Genomic DNA, 25,023 nt, shown 5'->3' with positions numbered 1-25,023 from the left:
AGACGGGGCTGGGTGAGGTGAATCAGGCGGTCGTGGGTGTGGGTATGGAGCGCGCGGCCGTCGTGAGGGACGGATCGGCGGAGGCGGGCCGGTGAGCAAGGGTCCGCCGCCGGTCTGCCCCGGCCGGAGCGTTCTGGATGCGGGTGTCTCGGTTCATGACTCAACCGTACGAAGAGCGGCGGCCGTTGGGGATCGGGGAAATCCCGGAAAACGCGATCAGGGAACCCTGATGCCGCCGTCGGGGCTCAGGGGCGAGATGAGACCCGCCCCTGAGCCCCCGTAGCTCGCCGTGTCCGACCTGTCAGGCCAGGGCGGCGGCGAGCCGGCGCGGTTGTCGGTCGCCCGGCAGCGGTCTCCGCTGCGTAGCACCAGCCGCTGCGGAAGCAACAACGGAGGCGACGGGCGTGAGGGAGGGAGCGGAGGCGACGGATGGGGTGACAGGAGCTGTGGGAGCGACAGGGGCAGAAGGAGTAGCAGGAGTAGCGGGAGTAGTGGGAGCAACAGGGGGTTCTGAGGCCCTCGTTCCGGCCCTCTCCGCGGACCTGAGCCCAGCTTCAGCCCCGGCCCCGGCCCCAGCGCCAGCCGCCATCTCCGTCCCCGTACCCGTCTCCGTCTCCGCCTCCGCCAAGAGCGCGATCAGTGTCTCCCGGGCGCGGGCCACCCGTGAGCGCACCGTCCCCACCGGGCAGCCCATCACCCCGGCCGCCGCCGCATACGGCAGTCCGAGCAACTGCGTCAGCACGAACGCCTCCCGCCGCTGCGCCGTCAGGGCCGTCAACAACTCGGCCAGCGCGATGCCCTCTTCGAAGCCGGGCACGCCGCGCGGCTGGGCCCGCTCGGCGGCGGACTGCCAGTCGTCGGTCGCCGACAGCCGGGGTCGTACCGCATGGGTGCGGATCCGGTCCGCCACCACCCGTCGGGCGATCGTCAGCAGCCAGGTCCGTGCCGACGACCGACCCTCGAACCGGGGCAGGCCGCGCAGCGCCCGCACATAGGTGTCCTGCACCAGGTCGTCGGCCGCCTGCGGCTCCCCGCTGAGGTGCGTGACATAGCGCCGCACATCGAGCTGGGTGGCCCGCACGAACTGCTCGACGGCGTGCTCGTTACCGTCCCGGGCGGCCAGCGCCCAGCCCGTCACCGTCTCGTCGTCACGCATGCCGCAACCGCCCCTCGCCGGTCCGGACCAATTCGGGGAGGATGGGGGCATGCTCTGCTCGCGCATCCGTACGGCACTGTCGGCCCGCCTCGACGGCGAGGCACTGCCCCCGGGGCTCACCACCCGCCGTCTCGACGACCACCTGGCGGGCTGTCGGGACTGTCGCCAATGGGGCGCCCGCGCGCGAGCGCTCACCGTGGCCGTCGGCCGCGCCGCCGAGCACGACGACGAGGCGGCCACACCGCCGGCCGCCGGCGGCCCCACCCAAGCGTCCTTCGAGCCGACCCAAGGATCCCTCGGACCGAGCCAAGCGTCCCTCGAAGCGGCCCCGGAGCCCTTCGAACCGACGTCGGCGGCGGTCGAGGCGCTGCTCGCCCGCCTCCGTTCGGGCCGACGGGCGGGCTGAGCAACGGGGGAGCACCGGCGGCTCGATTGAGGAATCCGGGAGCGCAGGCTGTCGGGTCGAGCAACTGTGGAGCGCCGGGCGTCGTGTTGAGCAAACGGGGAGCGTCAGGCGCAGAGCCGAGCAACCGGCGAGTGCCGGGCGCCCGCCGCGGCCCTCCTGCTCCCGTTGACCGGGGGCGGGCGCAAGCGGCCGTGTCACCATCGGCGTTCGGACAGGAATCATCATGTGGAGTCCTCTGGAGTCCTTCGCGTGATCCGGTCGGCCGCGCGACGGCGCGGGCGACCGGTGAAGTCGGAGCCGGGACGCCGGGCACGGGGCAGTGGCCCCGTACGCTCCGGTGGCGGTCCGGCTCGGGAGTTCGACCGTGCTGTCAGGCGACAGCCGGCTCACGCGGGGGACCCCGCAGGGACATGGCGTGCGCCAGCAGCAACTGCCGCGCCGCACACCGCGGCTCCTGACGGGCGGGACGCGGGACCGGGCGGGCCTCCGGGAGCACCGCCCGCAGCACCAGCAACAGGGGCGCGAACAACCAGGCGGAGACGCTCCGCACCAACCGGAACGCCGCCCGCTCCCCGCCCCACAGCCACCAGGCGCTGAGCAGGGCGACGAGCAGGTGCGCGGCGAGCATCCCGAGGGCGCTGCCGTGCATGCCCATGGAGGACATGCCGGTAGCGGACATGTCCATGGCGGACCCGCCCGTGTGGGCCATGGTCGAGCCGGACATGTTCATCGCGCCCGCGCCCGTCTGCCCCATGGGGGACAGGGCGCGCGCCGCCTCCAGGTCCGCGAGCGACAGCCCTTGAGCGCCACAGAGCCAGGTACGCGCCCACTCGCGGGTGAGGGCGGCATGGTCCGCGCCGGCGCCGGCGACCGCCTGCCCAAAGGAGAACGCGCTGTGCAGCGCGGCCTGGGCGGCGACGGTCAGCAACCCGACCAGTACGGGCCCGCGTTCGCGCGCGGCGAAGCACCAGGCCCCGGCCGCGGTCGCCAGACCGGCCGCGAGCAGCATCCAGCCGGGCACCGCGGCATTCGACATCACCGCGTGCCCGAGCGCAGCCAGGAGCACGCAGACCGCCGCGAACACCGCGGCGCGCAGCCCCCTGAGAACGTGCCCCGCATCCATGACAGGCCCCATCGTCGCACCCCGCCCCCGGAAAGGAAGCGGGAGGGGCGGCTACCGCGCGCGAGTCACCGGGGAGTCAGCGGCACGTCCCGCCGTCACCTCGTACCAGGACCGGCCGCTACCCGACCAGTTCACCGCTCAGCAGCCGCCCGGCCCCCCGGCACGCGGGCCGCCAGCCCCAACTCGCCCAGCACCCGGTAGGCGGTCGCGGTCGCCGCCGACAACACGGGCAGCCCGGACGCCTCCTCGACCGGCCCGATCGCGGCCAACGACGGCATCTGCACGCACGCCGAGAGCACCAGGGCGTCCGCCCGCCGCAGGTCCAGCCGTCGCCAGTGGTCCAGCAGCGCGCCCGGATCGAGCCGGGCGACCGCCGGGTTGTCCGGCACCTCCAGGCTCAGCGCGTCCACCACCTCCACGCCGGCGTCCTCGATGTACGCGCAGACGAGTGCGGTCAACTCCCCGAGGTACGGCGTGACCACCGCGATCCGGCGCGCGCCCAGGGCCGCAACGCCGTCCAGGAGCGCACCCGCGCTGGAGACCACCGGCGCCGGCGCGCCCTGCCCGCGCAGCACCTCCGCGATCTCCGCCTCCGCCGCGCAGTGATGGCCGGGACCCTGCGCCATGATGGCGACCAGGCAGGCGGAGGCGACGGCATCGGGGCGGGCGTCGGCGAGTTCCCGCGCGGCCCGCGCGGTCTGGGCGTTCATCGCCCGCAGTTGCTCGGGCGAGACGTGCCGCATCCGCATCCGGCTGCTGTGGAAGACGAACCGGTCCTCGGGCAGTTCGGCCTCCCGGGCCCGCAGCATCCGGGGGAGCTCGGTCTCCATGGTGAGGTGCGAACTGGGCACGATCAGGCCGATGTGGTGGTCCGTCACGGGGCCGCCTAGGGGCGTACCGGGCATACCGTGCGTACGGGGTGTACGGCGGTCGTATGCGCGTGTATCCAGGGGGCGCCGTGGCGGTGCGGGCCGGGCGCCCGGTCAGGACTCCCCGGCCAGGCCCTCCCAGCGGTCGGCCAGGGACGTCAGCAACTGCATGACGTCGCCGCGCTGTGCGGCGTCGTACGGGGCCAGCAGCCGGTCGTCCAACTGCCGGGCCCGGTCGCGGGCGGCCCGCAGCGTCCGCTGGCCCTCCTCGGTCAGGAACAGCAGCTTGCGGCGCCCGTCGGCGGCGTCGGCGCGGCGGACTATCAGGCCCCGCCCCTCCAACCGCCGGGCCACGTCCGCCATCGTGGAGGTGTCCAGCGCCACCGCCGAGGCCATCGACCGCTGGTCCCGCCCCGGCGTCGCCTCCACCGCGGTCAGTACCGCGAACTGCGGCCCGGTGAGCGTCGGATCGACCGCCCGCACCCACACGGCCAGGTACGCCTGGTAGAGCCGGCGCACCTGGTAGCCGGGCGCGGCCGTCAGGGCCGCTGGGATCGCCGCCCCGGTGCCGGCAGTCGGGGATGCCGCGGGGAATTCAGATGTGGAGGTCGTGGTCTCGTCAGCCATGGGCCCACTCAATCACGGTGCGCAGGGGCGGCAGTCGCGGACCGTCATGATGCTCACACCACTCACACCAGCATGGGGCGCAGCGCCGCGCGCAGGGCGTCCAGGGCGACCGACGGGTTGTCCCAGAAGAGCATGTGGCCCGCGCCCGGCACCGCGGAGACCGCGGCCGACGGCAGCGACGCCCGCGCCTGTGCGGCCCCCGCCGCCGTGACCACCGGACTCTCCGCGCCGTACAGCAGCGCAGTGGGGCCGGTGACCGCGGGCCACCAGTCGAAGAAGTCCTCGGTCTCGAAGCCGCGGTGGGTGGCGACGACGGCGTCACGGTCGCAACTGGACAGCCAGCGCGCCCGCAACTCCCGTTCCCGGCGCGGCCACCGGGGCCACGACCGCCCCACCTCCTCGGCGTCCGTGCCGCGTTCGGCCTCCGCCAACTGCCCGAGGAACGCCTCCAACGCGGTGGGATACGGGCCGCGCCCCGGCCCGCTCATCGGCGGATCGGCCAGTACGCTGCCGCCGATCGCCACCTTGCCGCGGGCCGCGACCGCCGCCGCGATCCGCGCGCCCATGGAATGCCCGAAAAGCAACGGCCGTTCCAGGCCGAGCCCTTCGACCACCGCCTCGGTGTCCGCGGCGTACGCCGCCAGCCCGTAGGCGCCGCCGTCCCCGTCGTGGCCCCCGGGGCCGTTCGATCCGCCGCCGTCCCGTTGGCCGCCCGACGCACCATCCGGGCCGCCGTCCGACAGCCCGCGGCCGCGCACGTCGACCACCACCGGACGTACCAGGTCGGTGAGTTCACGGGCGACGAAGTCCATGGTCACGGCCGGGCTGGTGATTCCCGGCAGCACCACCAACGCGGGCCCGCCACCCCCGTAATCCAGGACGTGCAACCGAGTCGACCCCGAACGCACCCACCGACTGGTGGCGGGCAGGTCGGCCAGATCCGCGAGGGCGGACTGGAGGACGGACCGGGAAGCCGAGCCGGACCGCGGGCTCTCCAACATGGCGGAATCCTTCCGGACGAGGACGAGGACGAGGAGGGCGGGCATGAGGGGGAGACGGAGGCGAGGAGGGGAGGGGAGGGGAAGGGAGGGACAACGGGCAACGAGGACGGAAATGCGGTCGAACAAGGGCCGGATTACGGCGGCGGGTTATGCGCGTCGTCGCCCAAGTCGCCCGTCAGGCCGCCCAGATAGGCGACCGCGTCGTCCACCGCCACGACATCGCCGTACTTGGCCTGGATGTCGAAGAGGGCAGCGGAGTGCGGGCCCGCCGCCCGGTCGCCGACGCATTCCCGGGGGACCAATACGGGGAAGCCGGACTGCACCGCGTCGACCGCCGTGGCGCGCACGCAGCCGCTGGTGGTCGCGCCGCACACCACCGCGGTGTCGCAGCCCAGCGCGGTCAGGGTGGCGGCCAACGTGGTGCCGAAGAAGGCCGATGCGCCCTTCTTCACCACCAAGGTGTCCGTCTCCCGCCGCGGCAGTCGAGGATCGAGCGCTACCGCCTCGCTGCCCTCCAACAGGGCGCCCAGTCCGGGTGCCTTGCGCAGCCAGGCGATCCGGCCGCCGGACACCTCGGCGGGTGCGTAGGAGATCGCGGTGAAGACCACCGGCACGTCGGCCGGACGGCCCACCTCGATCAGGCGGGCGGTGGCCGCCACCACCTCGCTCAGATCGGCCCCGGTCGGAAAGCGGTCCTCGGTGAACCCCCGGGTCAGATCGACGACGACGAGCGCGGGCCGCCGACCGCGGCGCACCGGTGCGCCGAGCCCGGCGCGCGCATACGTGCGGTCGGTGGCCGTCCCGTAGTGGCTCATGCGCGCCCCCGCCGCGGCGCCCCGGCCCTCCGCAGCGTCCTGAGCTCCCGCCGCATCCCCGCCAGCCGCCCCAGCAACCAGCCCTCGAACACCCCGACGGTGAACGCGGCGGCCAGCGGCCCGTACTTGGCCAGCAACGGCCCGGCGGCGGGCCCGAGGAGCGCCGACAGGCCGTCGAGTTCGCCGCTGCCGGCGGCGACAGGAGGTGCGCAGACGCCCGTCGCCCCACCGGAAGCAGCCGAGGGCGCCACAGCGGTCCCCCCGGCCAGACCGGCCCCGCCTCCGCTCGCGCCGACGCGTTCCCCGTCCAGCAACCCGCCCAGATTCCGGGCGAATTGCTCCAGGATCCGCGTCGAGACCGTGCCGATCGCGCCCTTCCCGAACTGGGCCAGCTTGCCGCGGATCACCAGGTCCGTGACCAGCTCCAGCCGCGCGCCCTCCGGTGCCTCGGCGACGGTCAGCGTCACCTCCGCCTCCGCGTCCCCGTTGCCGTGGGCATCCGCCCCGCGCGCCTGCACCCGTAGCCGCCGGCGGTCGGCGTCGGTCTCCAGGAACCGCACCGTGCCCGTGTACGCGGCGGTGATCGGCCCGACCTTCACCCGGACCCGGCCCTGCCAGGCGTCGCCGTCCCGGCCGTCGAGCACCGCGCCCGGCATGCAGGACGCCACCCGCTCCACGTCGTTGATCAGCGCGAACACCGCATCGGGCGCCGCGTTCACCGGCACCGCGTTGCTGAGCTGCATCACTTCTCCTTGCGGGGTTCGGGACGGGTGGTCGCGCGAGCGGCGCGCCGGGCCGCGGCGCAGTCCTCGATCGCCTCGACGATGGGCTGGTATCCGGTGCACCGGCACAGGTTGGCGGCCACCACCTCGCGGATCTCCTCGCGCGACGGGTCCGGCCGTTCGGCGAGGAAGCCCTCGGCCAGCATCAGGAATCCGGGCGTGCAGAAGCCGCACTGGAGGGCATGCCGATCCCGGAACGCGCGTTGCAGATCGCTGAGTTGGTCGCGTCGGCCGCAGGCATCCGGCGAACTGTCGTGCGCCCCGCCAGTCGACGCACCACCCGGAACATCAACTTCCGCGCACGCCCCTGCGGACCCTGCGACCCCCGCGTCCCCCGAGCTCCCGGGGGAACTCCCCGTCCCCACCGACTCCACCGTCCTGATCCGTGCCCCCTCCGCCTGCGCCGCGAAGATCAGGCAGGCCCGCACCGGGCGGTCGTCCAGCAGCACCGTGCAGGCCCCGCAGATGCCGTGCTCGCAGCCGACGTGGGTGCCGGTCAGCCGCAGGTCGTGGCGGAGCACGTCGACGAGCGTGCGGCGCGGCTCGGTGATCACCTCGTGGCGGACCCCGTTCACGTCAAGGGCCATGAGCTGGAGCTCCCGCTCGGCGAGCGGCGAGGTGTCGGGCGGAGCGACGGGGTCCGGTGTTGCGGTGCCGGGTGGTTGTGGGGGCCTGGTCATCGGGTGCTCTCCTGGTAGTGCTCGCGGTGCAGGGCGCGGTGCACCGTCTCGGGGGTGATCGGGGTGTTGTCCAGTTCCACGCCGGTGGGGCGCAGGGCGTCGTTGACGGCGTTGAGCACCGCGGCGGGCGCGCCGATCGTGCCGCCCTCGCCCGCGCCCTTGGCGCCGGTCTCGGTGAAGGCGCACGGCGTCTCCAGGTGGTGGATCGTCACGTCGGGAATCTCGTGCGCGGTGGGCACCTTGTAGTCCATGAAGCTGGTCGCCGACGGCTCGCCCTGCGCGTCGTAGGTGACCCGCTCGAACAGCGCCCCGGCGATGCCCTGGGCGATTCCGCCCCGGCACTGGCCGTCCACCACCTGCGGGTTGATGGCCACCCCGCAGTCCTCGACGCAGACGTAGCGCAGGATCTCCACCCGGCCGGTGTCGGGGTCGAGTTCGACGACGGTGCCGTGGGTGGCGTTGGAGAAGGTCCCGTCGTTGAAGACGTCGAAGGAGGCCGTCGCGGTGAGGCCCGGCTCGGTGCCCTTGGGGAGCAGGTCGGCGCGGAGATGGGCGATCTCGGCGAGTTGGGGGTAGCCGAGGGCGGTGTCGGGGTCGTCGCGGCGGAGCACCTTGCCGGGACCGAGGACGGTGTCCTCCACGGGGACGTCCCAGCGGGCCGCCGCGAGCGCGCGCAGCTTCTCGCCGAGCCGTCCGGCGGCCAGTCGTACGGCGCTGCCCCCGACCGCGATCGACCGGCTGGCGAAGGTGCCCCAGCCGTAGGCGACCCGGTCCGTGTCCCCTTGGCGGAGCTTCACCTGGTCCAGTTCCAGGCCGAGTTCGTCGGCGACGATCTGGGCCATGGTCGTCTCGTGGCTCTGCCCGTGGCTCATCGTCCCGGTGGTGACGGTCACCGCCCCGCCGGGGTCCATCCGGACCTCGGAGAGGTCGTAGCCGGGGACGACGGTCATCTTGCGCTGGGCGAACGCGGTGGTCCCGTAGCCGGTGCGTTCGCTGAAGCAGGAGTAGCCGATGCCCAGGTACCGGCCCTCGGCGCGGGCCGCGCGGGCCCGTTCGTACCAGCCCTCGGCGCGCAGCGTCCGCTCGCACAGGTCCAGCGACTCGCGGTAGGAGCCGGGGTCGTAGGTGATGCCGTTGACGCCGGTGTACGGGAAGTCGGTGATCAGGTTGCGGCGGCGGACCTCCAGCGGGTCGAGGTCCAGTTCGCGGGCGGCGCGCTCGAAGAGCCGCTCCACGACCATCACGTACTGCGGGCGGCTGACCCCGCGGTACGGGGCGGAGGGCGCCTTGTTGGTGGCGATCGCCCGGCCGCGCACCCGGTAGGCGGGCACCTTGTAGACGCCGGGCATCTCTGCCGCCGCCATCAGCGGTTCGATGCCGGCGGTGAACGGATAGCAGGAGTAGGCGCCCATGTCGCAGACCACGTCGGCGTCGAGTGCCAGGATGCGGCCGGTCGCGTCGAACGCGGCCCGCACGTCGTAGTGTTGCTCGCGGGCCAGGAAGGACGCGGTCAGGGCGTCCTTGCGGTCCTCGATCCACTTCACCGGGCGGCGCAGCCGGAGCGCGGCCGCCGCCGCGGCGATCTCCTCCCGCCCCACCACGCACTTGAGCCCGAACCCGCCGCCCATGTCGGGCACCACCACCCGCACCGAGCGCTCGGCCAGCCCCAGGCAGCGCGAGGCCACCGTCCTGACCTGGTGCGGGACTTGGCTGCACGTCTGGAGGACGAGCTGTTCCTCCCGGTCGTCCCAGTGGGCCACCGCGCCCCGGGTCTCCAACGGGAGCGCGTTCTGCCGGCCGGTGTGGGCGTCGATCCGGACGACGTGGTCGGCGGTGGCGAACACCTCGTCGATGCCGTCGGTGGCGAACAGTTCGACGTCCACCAGGGTGTTGCGGTCCGCCTCGGCGTGCAGGAGCGGTGCGCCGTCGGCCAGGGCCGCCGCCTCGCCGGTGATCGGCGGGTGGACGGCGTAGCGGACCCGGGCGGCCTCCAGCCCGTCCTCGGCGGCGTAGGCGTTCTCGGCGACGACGAGGGCGATCGGCTCGCCGACGTAGCGCACCCGGTCGCGGGCCAGCACCGGCATCGCGGTCGGCACGAACTCGGTGCGGGGGCGGTCGAGTTCGGCGGTGATGTCGCCCAGGTGGAGGTCGTCGGCGGTGTACGCGGCGAGCACGCCCGGCACCGCCCGCACCGCGCCCAGGTCGATCGCGGTGATCTCGCCGTGCGCGACGGTGCTGCGGACGAACTGGGCGTGCAGCATGCCCGGGAGCGCGATGTCGTCGACGAACCGGCCGCGTCCGGTCAGCAGCCGGGGGTCCTCGCGGCGCGGCACCGATCGCCCGATGAGCCGTCCGTCGTCCCGCGGACCGTTCCCGGCGCCGTGCTCCGCGCTGTTCTCCGTGCCCTTCACCGGGACTTCGCCTCCGTCGTCTCCGTCGTGGCCAGGGCCTCGGACGCCGCCCGTTCGACCAGGGCGCGGACGAGTCGCCGGCGGTAGGCCGCGCTGCCGCCCGCGTCGTCCGGTGGATCGACGGCCGCGGCCGCCGCGTCGGCGCACTCGGCGAACGAGCCGCCGCCGGTCAGCACCGCCTCCGCCTCCGGCACCCGCACCGGCACCGGCGCGACCCCGCCGAGCCCGACCCGGCCGCCGCGCACCCGCCCGTCCTCGACGTCCAGGTCCACCACCGCCGAGACGAGCGCGAAGTCGCCCCTGCGCTCGGCGAATTCGGTGAGCGCGGCGTGCGGCGCGGTTCGTGGGAAGACCACCTCGGTGAGCAGCTCGTCCGGTTCCAGCAGGCTGGTGTACGGGCCGAGGAAGAACTCGGCGGCGGGCAGTCGGCGGTCGCCCTGCGGGCCGGTGGCGCGCAGTTCGGCGCCGAGGGTGTGGGCCAGCAGGCACCACTCGGCGGAGGCGTCGGCGTGCGCGAGGCTGCCGCCGACGGTGCCCCGGGTCCGGATCGGCAGGTGGCCGATCCACTCCATGGCCCGGCGCAGCACCGCGAACCCTGGCCCCAACGCCCCTGCGGGGGCGGTCTCGACGGTGTGATGGGTGGTCAGTGCCCCGATGTGCAGGGCGCCGTCGGGCCCGACCCCCAGGTGGTCGAGTTCGCGCAGGGGGCCGATGTCGACCAGGTGGCCGGGCCGGGCGAGCCGGAAGTTCATCATCGCGACCAGGCTCTGGCCACCGGCGATGATCTTGGCGTCGTCGCCCTGGTCGCCCAGCTCGGCGAGTAAGGCGGTGGTGCCCTGGATGTCGCGGGCCCGGTGGTAGCGGAAGGGGGCGGGTTTCATGCGGTTCCTGTTCGTCTCTCCGATGGTGGGGCGGGCCGAGGGCGCTCGGCGCTCAGCGCGCGAACGGGTAGGAGAACGCGACCTGATCCGGGTCGTTGAGCGGCGTCCCCCGCCACAGCCACTCGTAGGACAGGTCCGACTCCCCGTCGAAGCGGCGCAGTTGCTCGTCGCGGGCCCGCTGCTCGGGCCCGTCGGGGAAGTGGTAGAAGGTCTTGTTCCGCCAGGACGCCTCCTGCACCATCCCCGCGTGCTTGGCCCGCCGGTCGACGTACCGGCGCAGCGCCTCCGGCACCCCCGATACCGTCACCGCGCCCAACTCCTCGGCCAGCACCGCGGCGTCCTCCATGGCCTGCGAGGCGCCCTGGGCCTGGTAGGGCAGCATGGCGTGACAGGCGTCGCCGAGCAGCGCCACGTTGCCGTCCGTCCAGACCGGGTCGCGGCGCCGGTGGTAGAGGGCGAAGCAACTGACGTTCTCCTTCGCCTTGGAGAGCATCGCCGGCACCCGGTCGTCCCAGCCGGGGAACGCGTCCGCGAGGTCCTGCGGGGTGGCGGTCACCGTCCACTTCTCGGCGACCTCGTCGGTGCACGGGACGCACGCCACCACGTTCAGGTACGCGCCGCCGCGGATCAGGTAGTGCACGAGGTGTCGCCCCGGCCCGTACCAGATGGTGCTCTGGTAGCGGTCCACCAGCCAACGGGTGGCCGGGTCGGCCGCGATCAACTCGCCCGGGATGAGCGCCCGGTAGGCCATCTCGCCGGAGAACAGCAGGGTGTCGGGCGCGCCCATCAGCTCCCGCACCCGCGAGCGGACGCCGTCGGCGCCGAGGAGCACGTCGCCGGCGAAGCGCCGCCCGTCGTCGAGGAGCGCCACCGGCCGCTCGGGCCGGGTGCGGTCCAGTGCGACGACCCGGCTCGCGGTGTGGATCGCCACCACCGGCCCCGGGCCGTGCGGGTCGCGGCAGGCGTCCATGAGCACGCGGTGCAGATCGGCCCGGTGGTAGTGCCAATAGGGGGCGTTGAAGCGGTCCTTGCAGAACTGGCCGAGCGGGGTGAGCGCGACGACGCTGCCGTCCTGCCAGCGACGCCGCACCTGGTCCAGCGGCTCGGTGCGGATGGCTTCGAGCTGGCGGCGTAGGCCGAGCCCGAGCAGGATCCGGCTGGCGTTGGGTGCGGTCTGGATGCCGGCGCCGATCTCGCCGAGCTGGGGCGCCTGCTCCAGGACGGTCACCCGCAGTCCGCGCTGGCGCAGGGCCAGCGCGGCGGTCAGGCCGCCGAGACCGCCGCCGACGATGGTGACTTCGTAGCACTGACTGGGCGTCACTCTTCCTCCAGAAGGTTCCGCTCGCGCACGACGGGACGGGGGCGGGCGGCCGCTCAGCCGTCGGCGCACCGCCCGTCCTCGACGAGCCGGCCGTCCGCGACCACCGTGGTCCCGTCGACCGTCACCGAGCAGCCGCGCATCGCGATGTCGAGGTGGGCGTAGGACTCGCGGCCCAACACCGGGTGCGGGCCGGTGGACCACAGGAAGTTGCCGGCGAACGCCCGGGCGTCCATGCCCATCAGCTGGTCCTTGCCGTACATCGCGGTGGCGAACCAGTCGGCGGTCCGCATCAGTCCCCAGCCCATGTGCGAGAGGCTGCGCGCCCAGGTGTCCCCGGAGTCCTCGAAGAACGTGTTGAGCAGGTCGGCCTCGGCGCCGCCGCTGACCTTCTCGATGTGCCCGCCGGCGATCTGCAGGGTCGCCGGTTCCCGGACGTACTCCTTGAACGGCAGCAGGATGTCGCCCGGCGCCAGCACGATCTGTCCGTCGGAGAGCTCCGGCCAGCACAGCACCATGGTGCTCGGCCAGTGGTCCCAGCGCCCCGGGTCGTCGGCGAAGCCGCACTGGAACTCGGGCTCGGAGCCGCTCAGTTGGACGGTCAGGTCGGTGCCGGCCGCGGAGCGCACCCGCATCTGCGAGGACCGCTTGAGCAGTGCGACGCCGCGCAGCACCTCGGCCTTGTCCTCCTCCTTGGGGAGGTTGCGGATCAGCACCTCGGGCGCGTCGCAGACGAAGAGGATGCGGGTGCCGGCCCGCAGGATCTCCTGCTGGACCGGGGCGTGGATGAAGCCCTCGCGGGTCAGATCGACCACCAGGTCGGCGGACTTGAGCAGGTCCTGGGCGGTGGTGTCGTTGAGGACGGAGGTCAGGCCGGGGCCGGCGCCGGTGTGGGTGCTGGGCATCGGCGCGGGGGTGCCGCCGGGCACGGTCGCCGCGATGACGTGTGCGCCGCACGCCTTGGCGGCGCCGAACGCGGCCGCGACGTAGTCGCCGCGGCTGTCCGGTTCGGCCAGTACCACCACGTGCTCGTCGCGGCGCAGTTTGCACAACCGCAGCTCGCGGGTGAAGACATCGAGCAGATCGACGGACGAGAGAGCGAACACGAGGACCCTCCGGGGAGCGAGTCGGGGGCTGGGTGGTCGGTGTCGGTGCGGCACCCGGCGGGGCGCTGCGGTCCCTCGCCGCGGGCCGTGCGGTCATGTGTTGATCTGCGGTGATGCGGTGGCGCCGGGCATCCCCGTAGAGATAATCCGAACACGTACGATCTCGGCTTGGCAAGAGGCGCGCGCCGAGTTGGCCGAGCTCTTCCCTGATCGACCCTCAGTGCGCCCGCCCGCACCGCCGAATGGCGCCCGGGCGCACGCAACGGGGCGCGGCCCCCGGCCGCGCCCCGCCAACTGCCCTCGTACCCCTACGGTCGGGGCCCGATCACCTGCCCGGAACCGTCCCGCACAGTGATCGCCATCGCCGGACAGACATCGGCCGCGTCCAGCGCCCGCTCGTCCTCCGCGACCTCGTCCCGCACGGCTCTGGCATGCGGCCCGTCCAGCACGAACAGGTCCGGGGCGATCGCCGGGCAGGAGCCCGAGGCGATGCACAGCCCCGGGTCGATCTCGACCTTCCACGCCATCGCGTCACCACCCCACCGGCAGGACGCGCGGACCGCGCACCAGCATCTCGGTCTTCCACTGAACGTCCCCGGCCACCTGCAGCCCCGGGAACCGGGTGATCAGTGCCGAGATCGCCTCCTGGAGCTCCAACCGGGCCAGCGGCGCGCCCAGGCAGTGGTGAACACCATGGCCGAAACCGAGGTGTTGGTTCCCGGCGCGCCGGATGTCCAACTTCCCCGGTGCGTCGAACCGCAGCGCATCGCGGTTGGCCGAGCCCACCGCCACCAGGACCGGCTCGCCGGCCCGCACCAGCGTGCCCCCGACCTCGATGTCCTCCAGGGCGTAGCGGGGCTGCCCCGCCCCGCTGCCCAACGGGACGAACCGCAGCAGCTCCTCGACGGCGCCCCCGACCAGCTCGGGCTGCTCCCGCAACAGGGCCAGTTGCTCGGGGTGGTCCAGCAGCGCCAGCACGAAGTTGGGGATCTGGGTGGCGGTGGTCTCGTGCCCGGCGACCAGGATGCCCACGCACAGATCGATCAGTTCCAGCTCGGAGAGCCGGTCGTTGACGTCCCGCGCGTCGATCAGCGCGGTCATCAGGTCGTCCTGCGGTTCCTTCCGGTGCTGCTCGATCAACTTCCGCATGTACGCGCGGAGTTCCTCGCGGTTGGCGTCGAACTCCGCGGCGGTCAGCGAACTCGTCGACAGTGCGGCGTCGCTCCACACCCGGAACTGCGGCCGGTCCTCGGTCGGCACCCCGAGCAGCCGGCAGATGACGGCCACCGGGATCGGCAGCGCGTACCGGTCGACGAGGTCCACCGGCGGCCCGGCGGCCTCCAACTCGTCGAGGAGTTCCCGGGTTAACTCCTTGACCTGCGGCCGGAGCTTCTCCACCTGGCGGACGGTGAACGCCTTCGCCACCAGGGTCCGCAGTCGGGTGTGGTCCGGTGGGTCCATGCTGAGGATCCCGCCGCTGCGGCTCCCCTCGGACTGCCGGGGCTCGTCGTGCCGTTCGCCCTCGGCCCGACTGAACCGCTGGTCGCCGAGGACGAATCGGGCCTCGGCGTACCGCGTGACGAGCCAGGCCGGCTCGCCGTATGTCATCTGGACCTTCAGCAGGCCCTCGCGGCTGCGCGCGTGTTCGTATTCCGCCGAAAGATCAAGGCTCTCGGCGATGTTGAAGGGGTAGGCAAGGGGTGCTGTGTCGGCTGTGGTCACGGTGACCTCCCTCGTGTAAGCACCTGCTTACATACCGTAGGACGCGCGCGCGAGGTGGTCAACGATGAATTGCGCACGGCGTCTTGGCCGTCGCGACGGACCGCGGCGGCCAACCGGTAAACCGACGGAAAGGGGAGTGTCCATGAGGGAGGCCACGCAGGAGGAGGCGACGCAGGAGGCCGGGGGGAGCCCACCGGGTCCGGGCCCCGCCGAACCCCGCCGGAGCGCCCGCGGCACCCGGCTGCTGCTGCTCGACGCCGCCTCCGAACTCTTCGCCGAACGCGGCTACGAACGCGCCACGGTGCGCGACATCGCCTCCCGCGCCGGCGTCAACCAGGCCCTGTTGTTCCGCTACTTCGGCTCCAAGAAGGCCCTGTTCGGCGAGGTGATGGCGCGCGGCGGCCATGAGCAGTTGCGCACCACCCCGGCGGAGCGGCTCTTCGAGGTCGCGCTGCGCGGCATGCTCGCCGAGGGCGGCGGCCCGGGCAACGACCGGTCGCTGGAGGTCTGCCTGCGCTCCATCGGCGGGAGCGACGAGATCGCCGAGGCGCTCCGCGGGCTCGGCGACGAGTACGCCGAGGTGCTCGCCACGCTCTCCCGCGCCGACGACGGCGCGCTGCGCGGCGATCTGGCGCTGTCCTGGTTGCTGGGCATCGGCCTGATGCGGGTGGTGGTCGGCAAGCAGCCGCTGGCCGGCGCCGATCCGGATGTCGTCGTCCAACTCGTGGGGCGGGCGCTGGGGACCCTGATGGAGGACCTGCCGCCGGCCGAGTGAGACCGGACGCCCACCGTTGCGCGAGGCGCGCCCCGGTTCGTGGTGCGTTCCGGTGATTCTCCGGCGGGTCGCCACATCTAGTCGTATAAGCCAATTATTGTCGCGCTTGCAGGAGAATGTCTGTTTTCTGCCCAGTCGAGCAAAGGTGGAACAATGCTTCGTTCGATTCCTCGCGGGCTCGCGGTGGCGGGCCTCGCCGCGGCGGCCCTGACGGTCCCGACGGCGGGGGTCGCGACCGCGGCTCCCAGCAACGCGCAGTCCGCGCGATGCACCGCGCACAGCCGGTGCCACGTGTCTCACGGCCAGGAAGGTCGGCGTGGGAAGCATGGCCAGCATGGGCGCGGGCGCTACGACGACGGTTTCGGCCGCACCGGCGAGAACCGCCGCTATGACGACGACGGCGGCTTCGGTCGCGGGGACGACGAGGTCGGTCGCGGGGACGACGAGGTCGGTCGCCGGGACGACTCCCGCCGTCACGATGAGGGCGACGAGCGGGGGAACGAGGAGCTCAAGCGCCCCGGCCTGGGCCGCGGCGGGCTCTTCGGTATGGGCTTCCTCGGGCTCCTCTGACCGTCGCGTCGCCTCGCACCTCCGTGGGCCCGGGTCCGGTACCCGGGCCCACGCGCATGTGCGGGGAGGGGTGGGCCTCAGGGGTGGGCGACCGGCCTCAACGCCCCGTACGCCGACGTCAGTTCGCGTCCGTAACCGCCGGGCGCGACGGGCAGGGGGTGACGCGCCGGCAGCACGTCCGGCGCCCGGTGCGGCCGCAGTGCGTTGAGCGCGATCTCGGTCTCCTCCATCAGCGCCCGGTAGGACACCAGTCGCTGCCACTCCGGGTCGGCGACACCGGGCACCGTCGCCGACCGCTCCAAATAGGTCTTCAACAACCCCGCGTAGACCGGCGTCTGTCGGATGACTTCGGCGTTGATCCGCGGCGATGCGCGCACCGCCTCTGTGCTGAGGGGAGCGTGCCGGTCCCCCGCGGGGCGGGGGACGAACGAGGTCCGGCCGTGGCCGGCGACCGTGACGGAAGTCGGAGCACTCATGGTCGTTGAAACGATTCGTTCCGTTGAACGGTCACTGCGCGCACCCCCGTTCGGCCTCCGTGCTTCGTCTCATAACATCCCAAAGCGCTGCGCGTGATGCAGGGAATATCACCTCTTACAGTGATCTCCGGTGGAGAACCGGTCCAAGAACGGCCAAAAAGCGTTGTCGCAGACATGGAACCGAGGGAGTTGTGGGAGCGCCACGCGGTACTCGCCCAGGCGTTTTGCATCAGCGATGACGAGGTCCGCCGGACGCAGGGACTCCTCGACGAGGCCGAGGCCCGCCGCTCACGGACCCTGGCGGCCTTCGCGGTGACCGTGGGCAGCGACGAGGTGGTCGCCGACCTGCTCGGGCTCGACACCCGCGAGGTGCGCCTGGCCCGTCGCACGGTCGGGAAGGAGGACGCCCGGGCGGTGGCCAAGAGCCTGCTCGACGAGTCCGCCCGGGAACGCCGCGCCGCGGTCCGCCCCGAACCGGCCCGCCCCACCTCGCCACCCGCGGTCGGTATCCCGACCCCACCGGGCCGGCCCCGCGCCGCCGCTCCCGTGCCCCCGGCCCCCGCCCCGGCGCCCCCGCCCGAACCCGCCGCCACCCGCGTCCCGCCCCGCCCCGCCCCGTCACCCCACCTCGCGTCCGCGCCGGTCGGGGCACCCGTCAGCGAGCCCGGCTGGTCGCCGGCGTTGGACGCGGTCCTGGTCCACAGTCACCACACCGGTGCCGACTTGACCGCGCTCGCCACCGAACTGGGCCTGGACGTCACCATCCTGAACGCCCGGGCCCACCAACTCGCCGCGGAATCCAGCACCTCCCGTTCCGCGCCCACCGACCGCATCGGCCGGCACCGCCGGATGACCGACGGCCAACCCGCCGCCCCCTCCGATCCCGGCCACTTCCCCCGCGCCGAACCCCAAGCGCCCGCGCCGCCCTACGAGCCGCACACCACCTGGGCGTCTGCCGCCCACCCCACCCCATGGGCCGCCACACAGGACGCCTACGCCTCCTGGTCCCCACCCGACGCCGCCACCTGGTCACCCCAACCCGGACTCGCCTCCGCCCCCACCTGGGACCCCAGCGCCATGACCGTCGCCCAGCACGACTGGGACGGCATCCTCAGCCAATGGGAGGCCACCACCGCGCCCTACACCTCCAGTCCAGGCCAGCAATCCCCATGACCGCGGCGGGCGGCACCACCCATGGGCCTTCTCCGGGCCATCGCCTACAGTGGGGCGCGAGCCGTGACTGGCGCTTGGGTGGAGTACCACCGGGGAGCGGCTCGGCCTGACCGGCCAATGCCGTGCGCCTGGGCGATCCCGTACGACGTACGACGCTCAGGAGGCGCCATGTCGCAGACCACGTCCCCCACCGCCCGCCTGATGGACGGCAGCGCGCTCGCCCGCCGCATGGTCGAGGAGGCCGCCGCCCGCGCCGCGGAACTCACCGCGGGCACCGGCCAAGCCCCTTGTCTGGCCACCGTCCTCGTGGGCGACGACCCCGCGTCGGTCACCTACGTCCGGATGAAGCGCGACCGCTGCGCCAAGGCCGGCATCGAGTCGCGGCACGTCGCGCTGCCGGCCGACACCACCACCGCCGCGCTCGTCGACACCCTCGGCGAACTCTCCGCCGACCCCGGCGTGCACGGCATCCTGCTCCAGCATCCGGTCGGCCCGCACATCGACGAGCGCGCGGCCTTCGAGGCCATCGCCCCCGAGAAGGACGTCGACGGCGTCACCGCCCACTCCTTCGCCGCGATGAGCCTCGGCATGGACGGCTTCGCCTCCTGCACGCCCGGCGGCATCGTCCGCCTGCTGGACCACTACGGCGTCGAACTGGCCGGCAGGCACGCCGTGGTCGTCGGCCGCAGCGCCATCCTCGGCAAGCCGGTCGGCATGCTGCTGCTCGGTCGCAACGCCACCGTCACCTACTGCCACTCCCGCACCGTCGACCTCACCGGCCTCACCAGGGAGGCCGATGTGCTGATCGCCGCGGTGGGCCGGGCCGGGTTCCTGCGCGGCGACCAGCTCAAGCCCGGTGCCGTCGTCATCGACGCCGGCTACAACCCCGGCAACGTCGGCGACGTCGACTTCGCGTCGGCCGCCGCGGTCGCCGACCTGATCACCCCCGTGCCCGGCGGCGTCGGTCCGATGACCATCGCCACTCTCCTCACCCAGACCGTGGACGCGGCGACCCGCCAACTGGCCAGGGTCTGAGGCCCGTTCACCCCACCCGGGCCGTGGCCCTCCAGGGCAGCACCACGTGCGGGCAGACGTGGCCGGGGGAGGCGTGACAGGTCCGCTGTGCGGTGAGGGCGGCGGTGCCCTGCCCGGTCGCGACGAACCGCGCGGCGGCACCGCCGGTCGGCGTCGTGCCCGCCGCCGTCCGCTTGAGCACGGCGGTGGCGCTCGACGCCGGCACGCTCCAGGCGAACGTGGTGCCGGGCCCGCGCTCGCCGGTGAGCCGGACCTCGACCACGTCCCCGGAACGCACGGTCAGCGTCCGGCCGTTGTCCCGGCCCGTGAGCACGACGCTGTGGGTCGCCGAGGCCGCCCCCGGGCCGACCGGAGCCGCGACCGAGACCGCGCCGGCCCCCAGCGCCGCACCCGCGACGCCCAACGCGGCCAGGTACCTCATCGCCTTCATGGCTCTCCAAAGTCCGGGAGAAGACTGCGGGTTGACTGGCGACCCCGCCGCGACCCGGCCGCTCGCACCGCGGCGCGGTCATGTTCCCATCGGGGATGGGGCGGCGGTATCAGCAGATCGAGTGAACGGGAGGCTCGGGGGAGCTGACCGGGGTGGTGTCCGGCGCGTGGGGCGTGTGCGCAGGTCACGAGGGTGGTGGGTAGCATTCCCAGCCGCGGTTGCCTGCCCATGCTCATGTCACGCGGGGGTTGTTCTTACATGTTCGGAATCGTCAGGCCCTGCGCGCATCGACTGTCCCAGGGACTGAAAACGGAGTGGATGGCCCATCTCTGCGGCCTCTGCCTGGCGTTGCGCGCCGACCACGGGCAATTCGCCCGGGTCGTCACCAACTACGACGGACTGATCGTGTCGGTGCTCACCGACGCCCAGTCCGGGCGGGCGGACCTCCGGCGGCGCACCGCCGGTCCCTGCCCGTTGCGCGGCATGCGCACCGCCTCGGTCGCCCAGGGGGAGGGCGCGCGGCTCGCGGCGTCGGTCTCCCTCGTCCTCGCCTCGGCGAAGATCCGCGACCACGTCGCCGACGGTAACGGGATGCTGCGCCGCCGTCCGATGGCCGCCGCGGCCCGCCGGGTCGCCGCGGGGTGGGACCGCGCCGGCGCGCGCACCGGTGCGACGCTCGGTTTCGACACCGCCGTCCTCGTCGACGCGGTCGACCGCCAAGTGGGCATCGAGCGGTTGGCCGGGCCCGGCACGCCGCTGACCGCGATCACCGAACCGACCGAGACCGCCACCGCCGCGGCCTTCGCGCACACCGCGGTATTGGCCGGGCGGTCCGGGAACGCCGCGCCGCTGGCCGAGGCCGGCCGGCTCTTCGGCCGGCTCGCCCACCTCCTCGACGCGGTGGAGGACCGGGCCGCGGACGCCGCCGAGGGCGCCTGGAACCCGATCACCGCCACCGGCGCCGGACTGGCCGAGGCCCGTCGCCTGTGTGACGACGCGCTGCACGGCATCCGACTCGCCCTGCGCGACGTGGAGTTCACCGACCCGACCCTGGTGCATGTGCTGCTGGCGCACGAGCTGCGCCGCTCGGTGGACCGCGCCTTCGGCAGCTCGACCTGCTCCCACCAGGGGCACGGGGCACCGGGTCCGTACGACGGCCAGGGCGGGACTCCGCATGGCAACGGCCCGTACGGCAACGGCCCGTATGGCAGCGATCCGTATGGCGACAACCCGTATGGTCAGGGCCCGTACGGGAGCGGTGCGGGGAACCCTTACGGGAATCCTTACGGGAACGGGGGGCAACAGAACCTGAACCACCCGCAGGCGCCGGCCGGCGGGGGGCCCGTCCCGCCCGGCGGGCATGGCGGTGGCTACGGGGGCGGTTCGGGAGGCCCGGGTGGCGGTGGCGGCTGGCAGCCGCCGCACGTTCCGCGGGGGCCGAAGAAGCCCCGGGGCTTCTGGGCCGGCTGCGCGCTCGCCGTCGGGCTGTGCTGCACCTGCAAGGCGTGCTGCGCCTCGGAGTTCGAGGGGCCGTGGTCGGGCAAGAAGCGCGAGGGCTGCGTCCACGCCTGCGACTGCTGTGACTGCGGCAACGCCGACTGCAGCGGTTGCTGTGACTGTTGCAACTGTTGTGACAGCTGCGATTGCTGTGACTGTGACTGCGGCTGCTGAGCGAGCGCCGTGACGGGTGGGCTGGCGGAGTGCCGGCGGGAAAATCCTTGGTGGGGCCGGTGGCGAGGGTGTTAGCGTCGGCGGCTGCTGCGCTGACCGGGATCGATTCTTTGCCCGGTTCCCGCATCCACGCGAGAACGGAAACCCCATGAGCACCACCTGGACCACCCGCCCCGAGAGGCCCGAGGACGTCGCCGCGGTCCGCGGGATCAACCTCGCCGCGTTCCCCACCGCCGAGGAAGCGGATCTGGTCGACGCCCTGCGCGCGGACCGCGACGCCTGGATCGACGGCCTCTCGCTGGTGTCCCAGGCACCCGACGGCAGCCTCGCCGGGCACGCCCTGCTCACCCGCTGCCACATCGACGACCGGCCGGCCCTGGCCCTGGCCCCGTGCGCGGTGCTGCCGGCGCATCAGCGCCGGGGCGCCGGAACGGCGGCCATCCGCGCCGCGCTCGATGCCGCCCGGGACAAGGGCGAGCACCTGGTGGTGGTCCTCGGCCATCCCGACTACTACCCCCGGTTCGGCTTCGTGCCCGCCTCGCGCTTCGGCATCCGGGCCCCGTTCGAGGCCCCCGACGAGGCGCTGATGGCTCTCGCCCTGGACGCGTCCCGCCCCGTGCCGAGCGGAGTGATCCGCTACGCGGCGCCCTTCGGTGTCTGAGGACGTCTGCGGGCATGTGACGGCATCCGAAGGGCCGTTGGGGAGCGGGAGCGCGCCCGACATGCCCAGGGTGTGCCCCCGCCCGTAGGGCTGCGGTGGGCACACCCGGTATCCGGGGGCGGGCCGGGGCTATGCCGCGTCCCAGGTGACGGGGAGGCTCTGCACCCCGTGCATGGTCGGGTCCGTGCGCAGCGGCACCTCCTCCGGCGGGACGGCCAGGCGCAGCGTCGGGAAGCGGGTGAGGAGCGCGGGGAAGGCCGCCCGCATCTCCACGCGGGCCAGTTGTTGGCCCAGGCACTGGTGGATGCCGTGGCCGAAGGACAGTTGGCCGGTGGCCCTGCGGCGTAGGTCGAGGCGGTCGGGGTCGGGGAAGCGGGCCGGGTCGCGGTTGGCGGCCTGGAGCGAGACGGTGACCGACTCCCCGGTCCTGATCAACCGGCCGTCCAGCTCGACGTCCTCCAGGGCCGCCCGCACCCCGGTGTGGGCGATGGTGAGGTACCGCATCAGCTCCTCCACCGCCTGGTCGGCGAGGTCCGGTTCGGCGCGGAGGGCGGCGGCCTGCTCCGGGTGGGACAACAGGGCGAACGTGCCCAGCGCGATCATGTTCGAGGTGGTGTCCAGCCCCGCGGCCAGGAGGAAGGCGCCCACGCCGGAGAGTTCCTCGTCGGTGAGATCGCTGCCGGTCAGATCGCTGAGCAGGTCGTCGGTGGGCCGGGCGCGCTTGGCCAGCACCAGCTCCCGGATGATCTCCTGGAGCGCGTCCCAGGCGGCGAACCGGTCCTCCATCGTCACCCCCGTGTCGGACAGGGCGGTGACGTGCTGTTGGAAGCGGGCGCGCTCGGCGTAGGGCACCCCGAGCAACTCGCAGATCATCAGCGCCGGCAGCGGGTGGGCGAACGCCGTCACCAGGTCCACCGTCGGGCCCCGGCGCTCCATGGCGTCGAGGTGCTCGGTGGTGATCTGCTCCGTCCGCGCGGTCAGTTCGCGCATCCGGCGGACCGTGAACTTGCCCATGAGGATGCGACGGTAGCGGGTGTGGTGGGGCGGGTCGATGCCGGTGAGGTCGCCGACCGGGGCCGGCGGCAAGGTGATGCCCTCGGTGCCCGGGAAGGGGGTGTGCATCAGCTCGTAGCGCGAGCTGAAGCGGGGGTCGGCGGCGACCGCGCGGGCGACGGAGTAGCCGGTGGCCAGCCAGCCGACGTGGCCGTCTGGGTAACGCATCCGGCGCAGCGGTTGTTCCGCGCGGAGCTCCGCCAGTTCGGCGGGCGGGTCGAAGGGGCACCCCTTGGGGCGGGTGACCGGCAGCCCGGCGAGCGGCTCGGGTTCGGGGTGCGTGGGCTCAACGGCCTTCGATGTGACGGGGGTTGAGGGCAGTATGGGTGAGGTGGACGGGGCGGGTGTCGAGGATTCGTTCTGCATGGGATGCGTAAGTCCTTTGCTGTGTTGGGTTGCTGGGTTGTGGGGCCGTTGGGGTCAGCGCTGGGTGGCATTGCGGCGGAAGACCGCGCGGGCCCAGAGGTAGCCGGCCAGGGCGAGGCCGACGCACCAGGCGGCGGCTGCCAGCGCGCTGCCGCCGATCGGCGTGCCCATCAGCAGGCCCCGCAGGGTCTCGTTGATCGGGGTGAAGGGCTGGTACTCGGCGAACCAGCGGATGCCGACCGGCATCGACTCCGGCGGGACGAACGCGCTGCCCAGGAAGGGCAGGAGGGTGAGCGGCATCGGCGCGTTGCTCGCCGATTCGACGGTCTTGGCGACCAGGCCCATCGCGGCCGACAGCCAGGTGAGGCCGAAGGCGAGCAGGGCGAGCAGGCCGATCGCGGCGACCCAGCCGAGGAGGGTGGCGTGCGGTCGGAAGCCGACGGCCAGCGCGACCCCGATGACCAGGGTGAGGCTGACCATGGTCTGGATGACGCTACCGACCACGTGCCCGGTGAGAATCGAGCCGCGGGAGATCGCCATGGTGCGGAAGCGGTTGATGATCCCCTCGGTCATGTCGGTGCACACGGACACCGCGGTGGCGATGGCGCCGGACGTCGCGGCCATCAGGATGATGCCCGGTGCGACGTAATTGACGTACCCGGCACGGCCGTTGGTCGCCCCCGGTACGCCGATGCCGTGGCCGAGCGCCCCGCCGAGGACGTAGACGAAGAGCAGCAACATCAGGATCGGCATGGCGACGACCGAGACCGTCATGGCGGGGTAGCGCCGCGCGTGCTTGAGGTTGCGCCGCAGCATCGTCATCGAGTCGCGCAGCGCGTAGGTGGGGGTGCTCATCGGGCGTTCTCCATCGGGGCGTTGGGCGACTGGGGTGAGTGAGACGGGTGCGGCGGCTGTTGTCCGTGCTGGGATCGGCCGGTGAGGGCGAGGAAGACGTCGTCGAGGTCGGGGGTGTGCACGGTGAGGGCCTCGGCCGGGACCGAGGCGGCGTCCAGGGCGTCGAGGACGGCGCGCACGGCGGGGAGGCTGTCGTCGCCGGGGATCTGGAGCGTGAGCGCGTCATGGTCCGGCGTGACGGCGTCGAAGAGGGCGGCGGCCGCTTCCAGGGCCCGCGCGTCGGCGAACCGGAGGCGGATGTGGCCGCCGGGAATGCGGCGCTTGAGGGCGTCCGCGGTGCCTTCCGCGACCAGCCTGCCCTGGTCCAGGACGGCGATCCGGTCGGCGAGTTGGTCGGCCTCCTCCAGATACTGCGTGGTCAGGAAGATGGTGACGCCGTCGTCGGCGACCAGGCTGCGGATGATCTCCCACATCGTGCGCCGGCTGCGCGGATCGAGTCCGGTGGTCGGCTCGTCGAGGAAGATGATGCGCGGGGTGCCGACCAGGGTCATGGCGAGGTCCAACTTGCGCCGCATACCGCCCGAGTAGGTGGCGACGGGCTTGGTGGCCGCGTCGGTGAGGTCGAAGCGGCGCAGCAGTTCGGTGGCGCGCCGGCGGCCCTCGCGGCGGTCGAGGTGGTGCAGGTCCGCCATCAGGAGGAGGTTCTCCCGGGCGTTGAGGAGGTTGTCCAGCGCCGCGAACTGGCCGGTGACGCCGATCGCGGTGCGCACGGCATCGGGGTCGCGGGCCACGTCGTGGCCCGCCACGCGCACCTGGCCGGCGGAGGCGGGGATGAGGGTGGAGAGGATCTGGACGGTGGTGGTCTTGCCGGCGCCGTTGGGGCCGAGCAGGGCGAAGATCGTGCCCTCGGGGATGTCCAGGTCGATGCCGTCGAGGACCAGCTTGTCCCCGTAGGACTTGGTCAGGCCGGTGGCCGAGATCGCCGTGGGGCGGGGAGGGGTGGCTGGGGTCGCGGTGGGGGCGGTGGTCGCCCGGGTCGCCCCGTTCCTACGAGTCATAAC

The 25,023-nt window shown here is 73.2% G+C and carries 26 protein-coding genes, 1 pseudogene and 1 riboswitch; of the genes and pseudogenes, 7 read left to right on the top strand and 20 right to left on the bottom strand.

Annotated features, from left to right (window positions below; all coding sequences use genetic code 11):
- Nucleotides 1-22: 22 nt before the first annotated feature.
- Both ACIQU6_RS06910 and ACIQU6_RS06905 read right to left on the bottom strand, forming a co-directional pair.
- Nucleotides 23-157 carry a hypothetical protein gene (locus ACIQU6_RS06910; protein ID WP_403480573.1) on the bottom strand — a complete coding sequence of 45 codons (135 nt, stop codon included), beginning with the start codon at nucleotides 155-157 and terminating at the stop codon, nucleotides 23-25.
- 438 nt (nucleotides 158-595) lie between these two features.
- Nucleotides 596-1,156: pseudogene (locus tag ACIQU6_RS06905) on the bottom strand (sigma-70 family RNA polymerase sigma factor); the annotation flags it as partial.
- A gap of 49 nt (nucleotides 1,157-1,205) precedes the next feature.
- Between ACIQU6_RS06905 and ACIQU6_RS06900 the strand changes: the two are divergent.
- Complete coding sequence (locus tag ACIQU6_RS06900) at nucleotides 1,206-1,562, top strand: zf-HC2 domain-containing protein (RefSeq protein WP_403480572.1); 357 nt, start codon at nucleotides 1,206-1,208, stop codon at nucleotides 1,560-1,562.
- A gap of 370 nt (nucleotides 1,563-1,932) precedes the next feature.
- Here the strand turns inward: ACIQU6_RS06900 and ACIQU6_RS06895 are convergent, their stop codons facing one another.
- From ACIQU6_RS06895 to ACIQU6_RS06835, 13 genes are all read right to left on the bottom strand, one after another.
- Nucleotides 1,933-2,685, bottom strand: coding sequence for a PE-PGRS family protein (locus ACIQU6_RS06895; protein WP_403480571.1), 753 nt, complete (start codon nucleotides 2,683-2,685; stop codon nucleotides 1,933-1,935).
- Nucleotides 2,686-2,816: 131 nt separating this feature from the next.
- Nucleotides 2,817-3,563 (bottom strand): Asp/Glu racemase, encoded by a 747-nt coding sequence (locus ACIQU6_RS06890; protein ID WP_403480570.1) that lies wholly within the window; start codon nucleotides 3,561-3,563, stop codon nucleotides 2,817-2,819.
- Nucleotides 3,564-3,668: 105 nt separating this feature from the next.
- The gene (locus ACIQU6_RS06885) at nucleotides 3,669-4,181 is read right to left on the bottom strand and encodes a MarR family winged helix-turn-helix transcriptional regulator (protein ID WP_403480569.1); all 513 of its coding nucleotides are present in this window, start codon (nucleotides 4,179-4,181) and stop codon (nucleotides 3,669-3,671) included.
- Between the two features lie 62 nt (nucleotides 4,182-4,243).
- The gene (locus ACIQU6_RS06880) at nucleotides 4,244-5,182 is read right to left on the bottom strand and encodes an alpha/beta fold hydrolase (RefSeq protein ID WP_403480568.1); all 939 of its coding nucleotides are present in this window, start codon (nucleotides 5,180-5,182) and stop codon (nucleotides 4,244-4,246) included.
- Between the two features lie 134 nt (nucleotides 5,183-5,316).
- Entirely contained in the window at nucleotides 5,317-5,997 is a 681-nt protein-coding gene (locus tag ACIQU6_RS06875) for an isochorismatase family protein (protein ID WP_403480567.1), read from the bottom strand.
- Nucleotides 5,994-6,740 (bottom strand): SRPBCC family protein, encoded by a 747-nt coding sequence (locus ACIQU6_RS06870; protein WP_403480566.1) that lies wholly within the window; start codon nucleotides 6,738-6,740, stop codon nucleotides 5,994-5,996. The genes ACIQU6_RS06875 and ACIQU6_RS06870 overlap by 4 nt, the downstream gene beginning before the upstream one ends.
- On the bottom strand, nucleotides 6,740-7,459 hold the full coding sequence (locus ACIQU6_RS06865; protein WP_403480565.1) for a (2Fe-2S)-binding protein: 720 nt from the start codon (nucleotides 7,457-7,459) through the stop codon (nucleotides 6,740-6,742). Before ACIQU6_RS06865 ends, ACIQU6_RS06870 begins: the two co-directional genes overlap by 1 nt.
- Nucleotides 7,456-9,870 (bottom strand): xanthine dehydrogenase family protein molybdopterin-binding subunit, encoded by a 2,415-nt coding sequence (locus ACIQU6_RS06860; RefSeq protein WP_403480564.1) that lies wholly within the window; start codon nucleotides 9,868-9,870, stop codon nucleotides 7,456-7,458. The genes ACIQU6_RS06865 and ACIQU6_RS06860 overlap by 4 nt, the downstream gene beginning before the upstream one ends.
- Entirely contained in the window at nucleotides 9,867-10,751 is an 885-nt protein-coding gene (locus ACIQU6_RS06855) for an FAD binding domain-containing protein (RefSeq protein ID WP_403480563.1), read from the bottom strand. The genes ACIQU6_RS06860 and ACIQU6_RS06855 overlap by 4 nt, the downstream gene beginning before the upstream one ends.
- Nucleotides 10,752-10,803: 52 nt before the next feature.
- Complete coding sequence (locus tag ACIQU6_RS06850) at nucleotides 10,804-12,072, bottom strand: FAD-dependent oxidoreductase (protein ID WP_403480562.1); 1,269 nt, start codon at nucleotides 12,070-12,072, stop codon at nucleotides 10,804-10,806.
- Nucleotides 12,073-12,125: 53 nt separating this feature from the next.
- A complete protein-coding gene (locus ACIQU6_RS06845; RefSeq protein ID WP_403480561.1) occupies nucleotides 12,126-13,175 on the bottom strand; it encodes a hypothetical protein in 1,050 nt (349 codons plus the stop codon).
- A 308-nt stretch (nucleotides 13,176-13,483) separates the two neighbouring features.
- Entirely contained in the window at nucleotides 13,484-13,702 is a 219-nt protein-coding gene (locus tag ACIQU6_RS06840) for a ferredoxin (protein ID WP_383411815.1), read from the bottom strand.
- A gap of 4 nt (nucleotides 13,703-13,706) precedes the next feature.
- Nucleotides 13,707-14,897, bottom strand: a complete 1,191-nt coding sequence (locus ACIQU6_RS06835; protein ID WP_403480560.1) for a cytochrome P450 — start codon at nucleotides 14,895-14,897, stop codon at nucleotides 13,707-13,709.
- 142 nt (nucleotides 14,898-15,039) lie between these two features.
- On the opposite strand from ACIQU6_RS06835, the gene ACIQU6_RS06830 reads away from it, so the two are divergent.
- On the top strand, nucleotides 15,040-15,672 hold the full coding sequence (locus ACIQU6_RS06830) for a TetR family transcriptional regulator (protein ID WP_403480559.1): 633 nt from the start codon (nucleotides 15,040-15,042) through the stop codon (nucleotides 15,670-15,672).
- A 153-nt stretch (nucleotides 15,673-15,825) separates the two neighbouring features.
- Complete coding sequence (locus ACIQU6_RS06825; protein WP_403480558.1) at nucleotides 15,826-16,242, top strand: hypothetical protein; 417 nt, start codon at nucleotides 15,826-15,828, stop codon at nucleotides 16,240-16,242.
- 77 nt (nucleotides 16,243-16,319) lie between these two features.
- On the opposite strand, the gene ACIQU6_RS06820 is transcribed toward ACIQU6_RS06825, so the two are convergent.
- On the bottom strand, nucleotides 16,320-16,718 hold the full coding sequence (locus ACIQU6_RS06820; protein ID WP_403480557.1) for a hypothetical protein: 399 nt from the start codon (nucleotides 16,716-16,718) through the stop codon (nucleotides 16,320-16,322).
- Nucleotides 16,719-16,892: 174 nt separating this feature from the next.
- On the opposite strand from ACIQU6_RS06820, the gene ACIQU6_RS06815 reads away from it, so the two are divergent.
- Together ACIQU6_RS06815 and ACIQU6_RS06810 are read left to right on the top strand one after the other, a co-directional pair.
- The gene (locus ACIQU6_RS06815; RefSeq protein WP_403480556.1) at nucleotides 16,893-17,891 is read left to right on the top strand and encodes a hypothetical protein; all 999 of its coding nucleotides are present in this window, start codon (nucleotides 16,893-16,895) and stop codon (nucleotides 17,889-17,891) included.
- A gap of 53 nt (nucleotides 17,892-17,944) precedes the next feature.
- A riboswitch (ZMP/ZTP riboswitch) is annotated at nucleotides 17,945-18,032 on the top strand.
- Nucleotides 18,033-18,059: 27 nt separating this feature from the next.
- Complete coding sequence (locus ACIQU6_RS06810; protein ID WP_403480555.1) at nucleotides 18,060-18,926, top strand: bifunctional 5,10-methylenetetrahydrofolate dehydrogenase/5,10-methenyltetrahydrofolate cyclohydrolase; 867 nt, start codon at nucleotides 18,060-18,062, stop codon at nucleotides 18,924-18,926.
- Nucleotides 18,927-18,933: 7 nt separating this feature from the next.
- Here ACIQU6_RS06810 and ACIQU6_RS06805 read toward each other — a convergent pair whose 3' ends face one another.
- Nucleotides 18,934-19,356 carry a hypothetical protein gene (locus tag ACIQU6_RS06805; RefSeq protein ID WP_403480554.1) on the bottom strand — a complete coding sequence of 141 codons (423 nt, stop codon included), beginning with the start codon at nucleotides 19,354-19,356 and terminating at the stop codon, nucleotides 18,934-18,936.
- 258 nt (nucleotides 19,357-19,614) lie between these two features.
- Between ACIQU6_RS06805 and ACIQU6_RS06800 the strand changes: the two genes are divergently transcribed.
- Complete coding sequence (locus ACIQU6_RS06800; RefSeq protein WP_403480553.1) at nucleotides 19,615-21,027, top strand: DUF5685 family protein; 1,413 nt, start codon at nucleotides 19,615-19,617, stop codon at nucleotides 21,025-21,027.
- 148 nt (nucleotides 21,028-21,175) lie between these two features.
- A complete protein-coding gene (locus ACIQU6_RS06795) occupies nucleotides 21,176-21,688 on the top strand; it encodes a GNAT family N-acetyltransferase (protein ID WP_403480552.1) in 513 nt (170 codons plus the stop codon).
- Nucleotides 21,689-21,817: 129 nt separating this feature from the next.
- Here ACIQU6_RS06795 and ACIQU6_RS06790 read toward each other — a convergent pair whose 3' ends face one another.
- Genes ACIQU6_RS06790 through ACIQU6_RS06780 form a run of 3 tightly spaced genes read right to left on the bottom strand, consistent with a single transcriptional unit; the run spans nucleotide 21,818 to nucleotide 25,020 of the window.
- Entirely contained in the window at nucleotides 21,818-23,107 is a 1,290-nt protein-coding gene (locus tag ACIQU6_RS06790) for a cytochrome P450 (RefSeq protein WP_403480551.1), read from the bottom strand.
- A gap of 54 nt (nucleotides 23,108-23,161) precedes the next feature.
- The gene (locus ACIQU6_RS06785) at nucleotides 23,162-23,962 is read right to left on the bottom strand and encodes an ABC transporter permease (RefSeq protein WP_403480550.1); all 801 of its coding nucleotides are present in this window, start codon (nucleotides 23,960-23,962) and stop codon (nucleotides 23,162-23,164) included.
- The gene (locus ACIQU6_RS06780) at nucleotides 23,959-25,020 is read right to left on the bottom strand and encodes an ATP-binding cassette domain-containing protein (protein WP_403480549.1); all 1,062 of its coding nucleotides are present in this window, start codon (nucleotides 25,018-25,020) and stop codon (nucleotides 23,959-23,961) included. The genes ACIQU6_RS06785 and ACIQU6_RS06780 overlap by 4 nt, the downstream gene beginning before the upstream one ends.
- Nucleotides 25,021-25,023: the final 3 nt, after the last annotated feature.

The sequence above is a fragment of the Streptomyces sp. NPDC090442 genome, from assembly GCF_044769405.1.
GTDB lineage: Bacteria > Actinomycetota > Actinomycetes > Streptomycetales > Streptomycetaceae > Streptomyces.
This window is presented reverse-complemented; position numbering and strand designations above follow the sequence as displayed.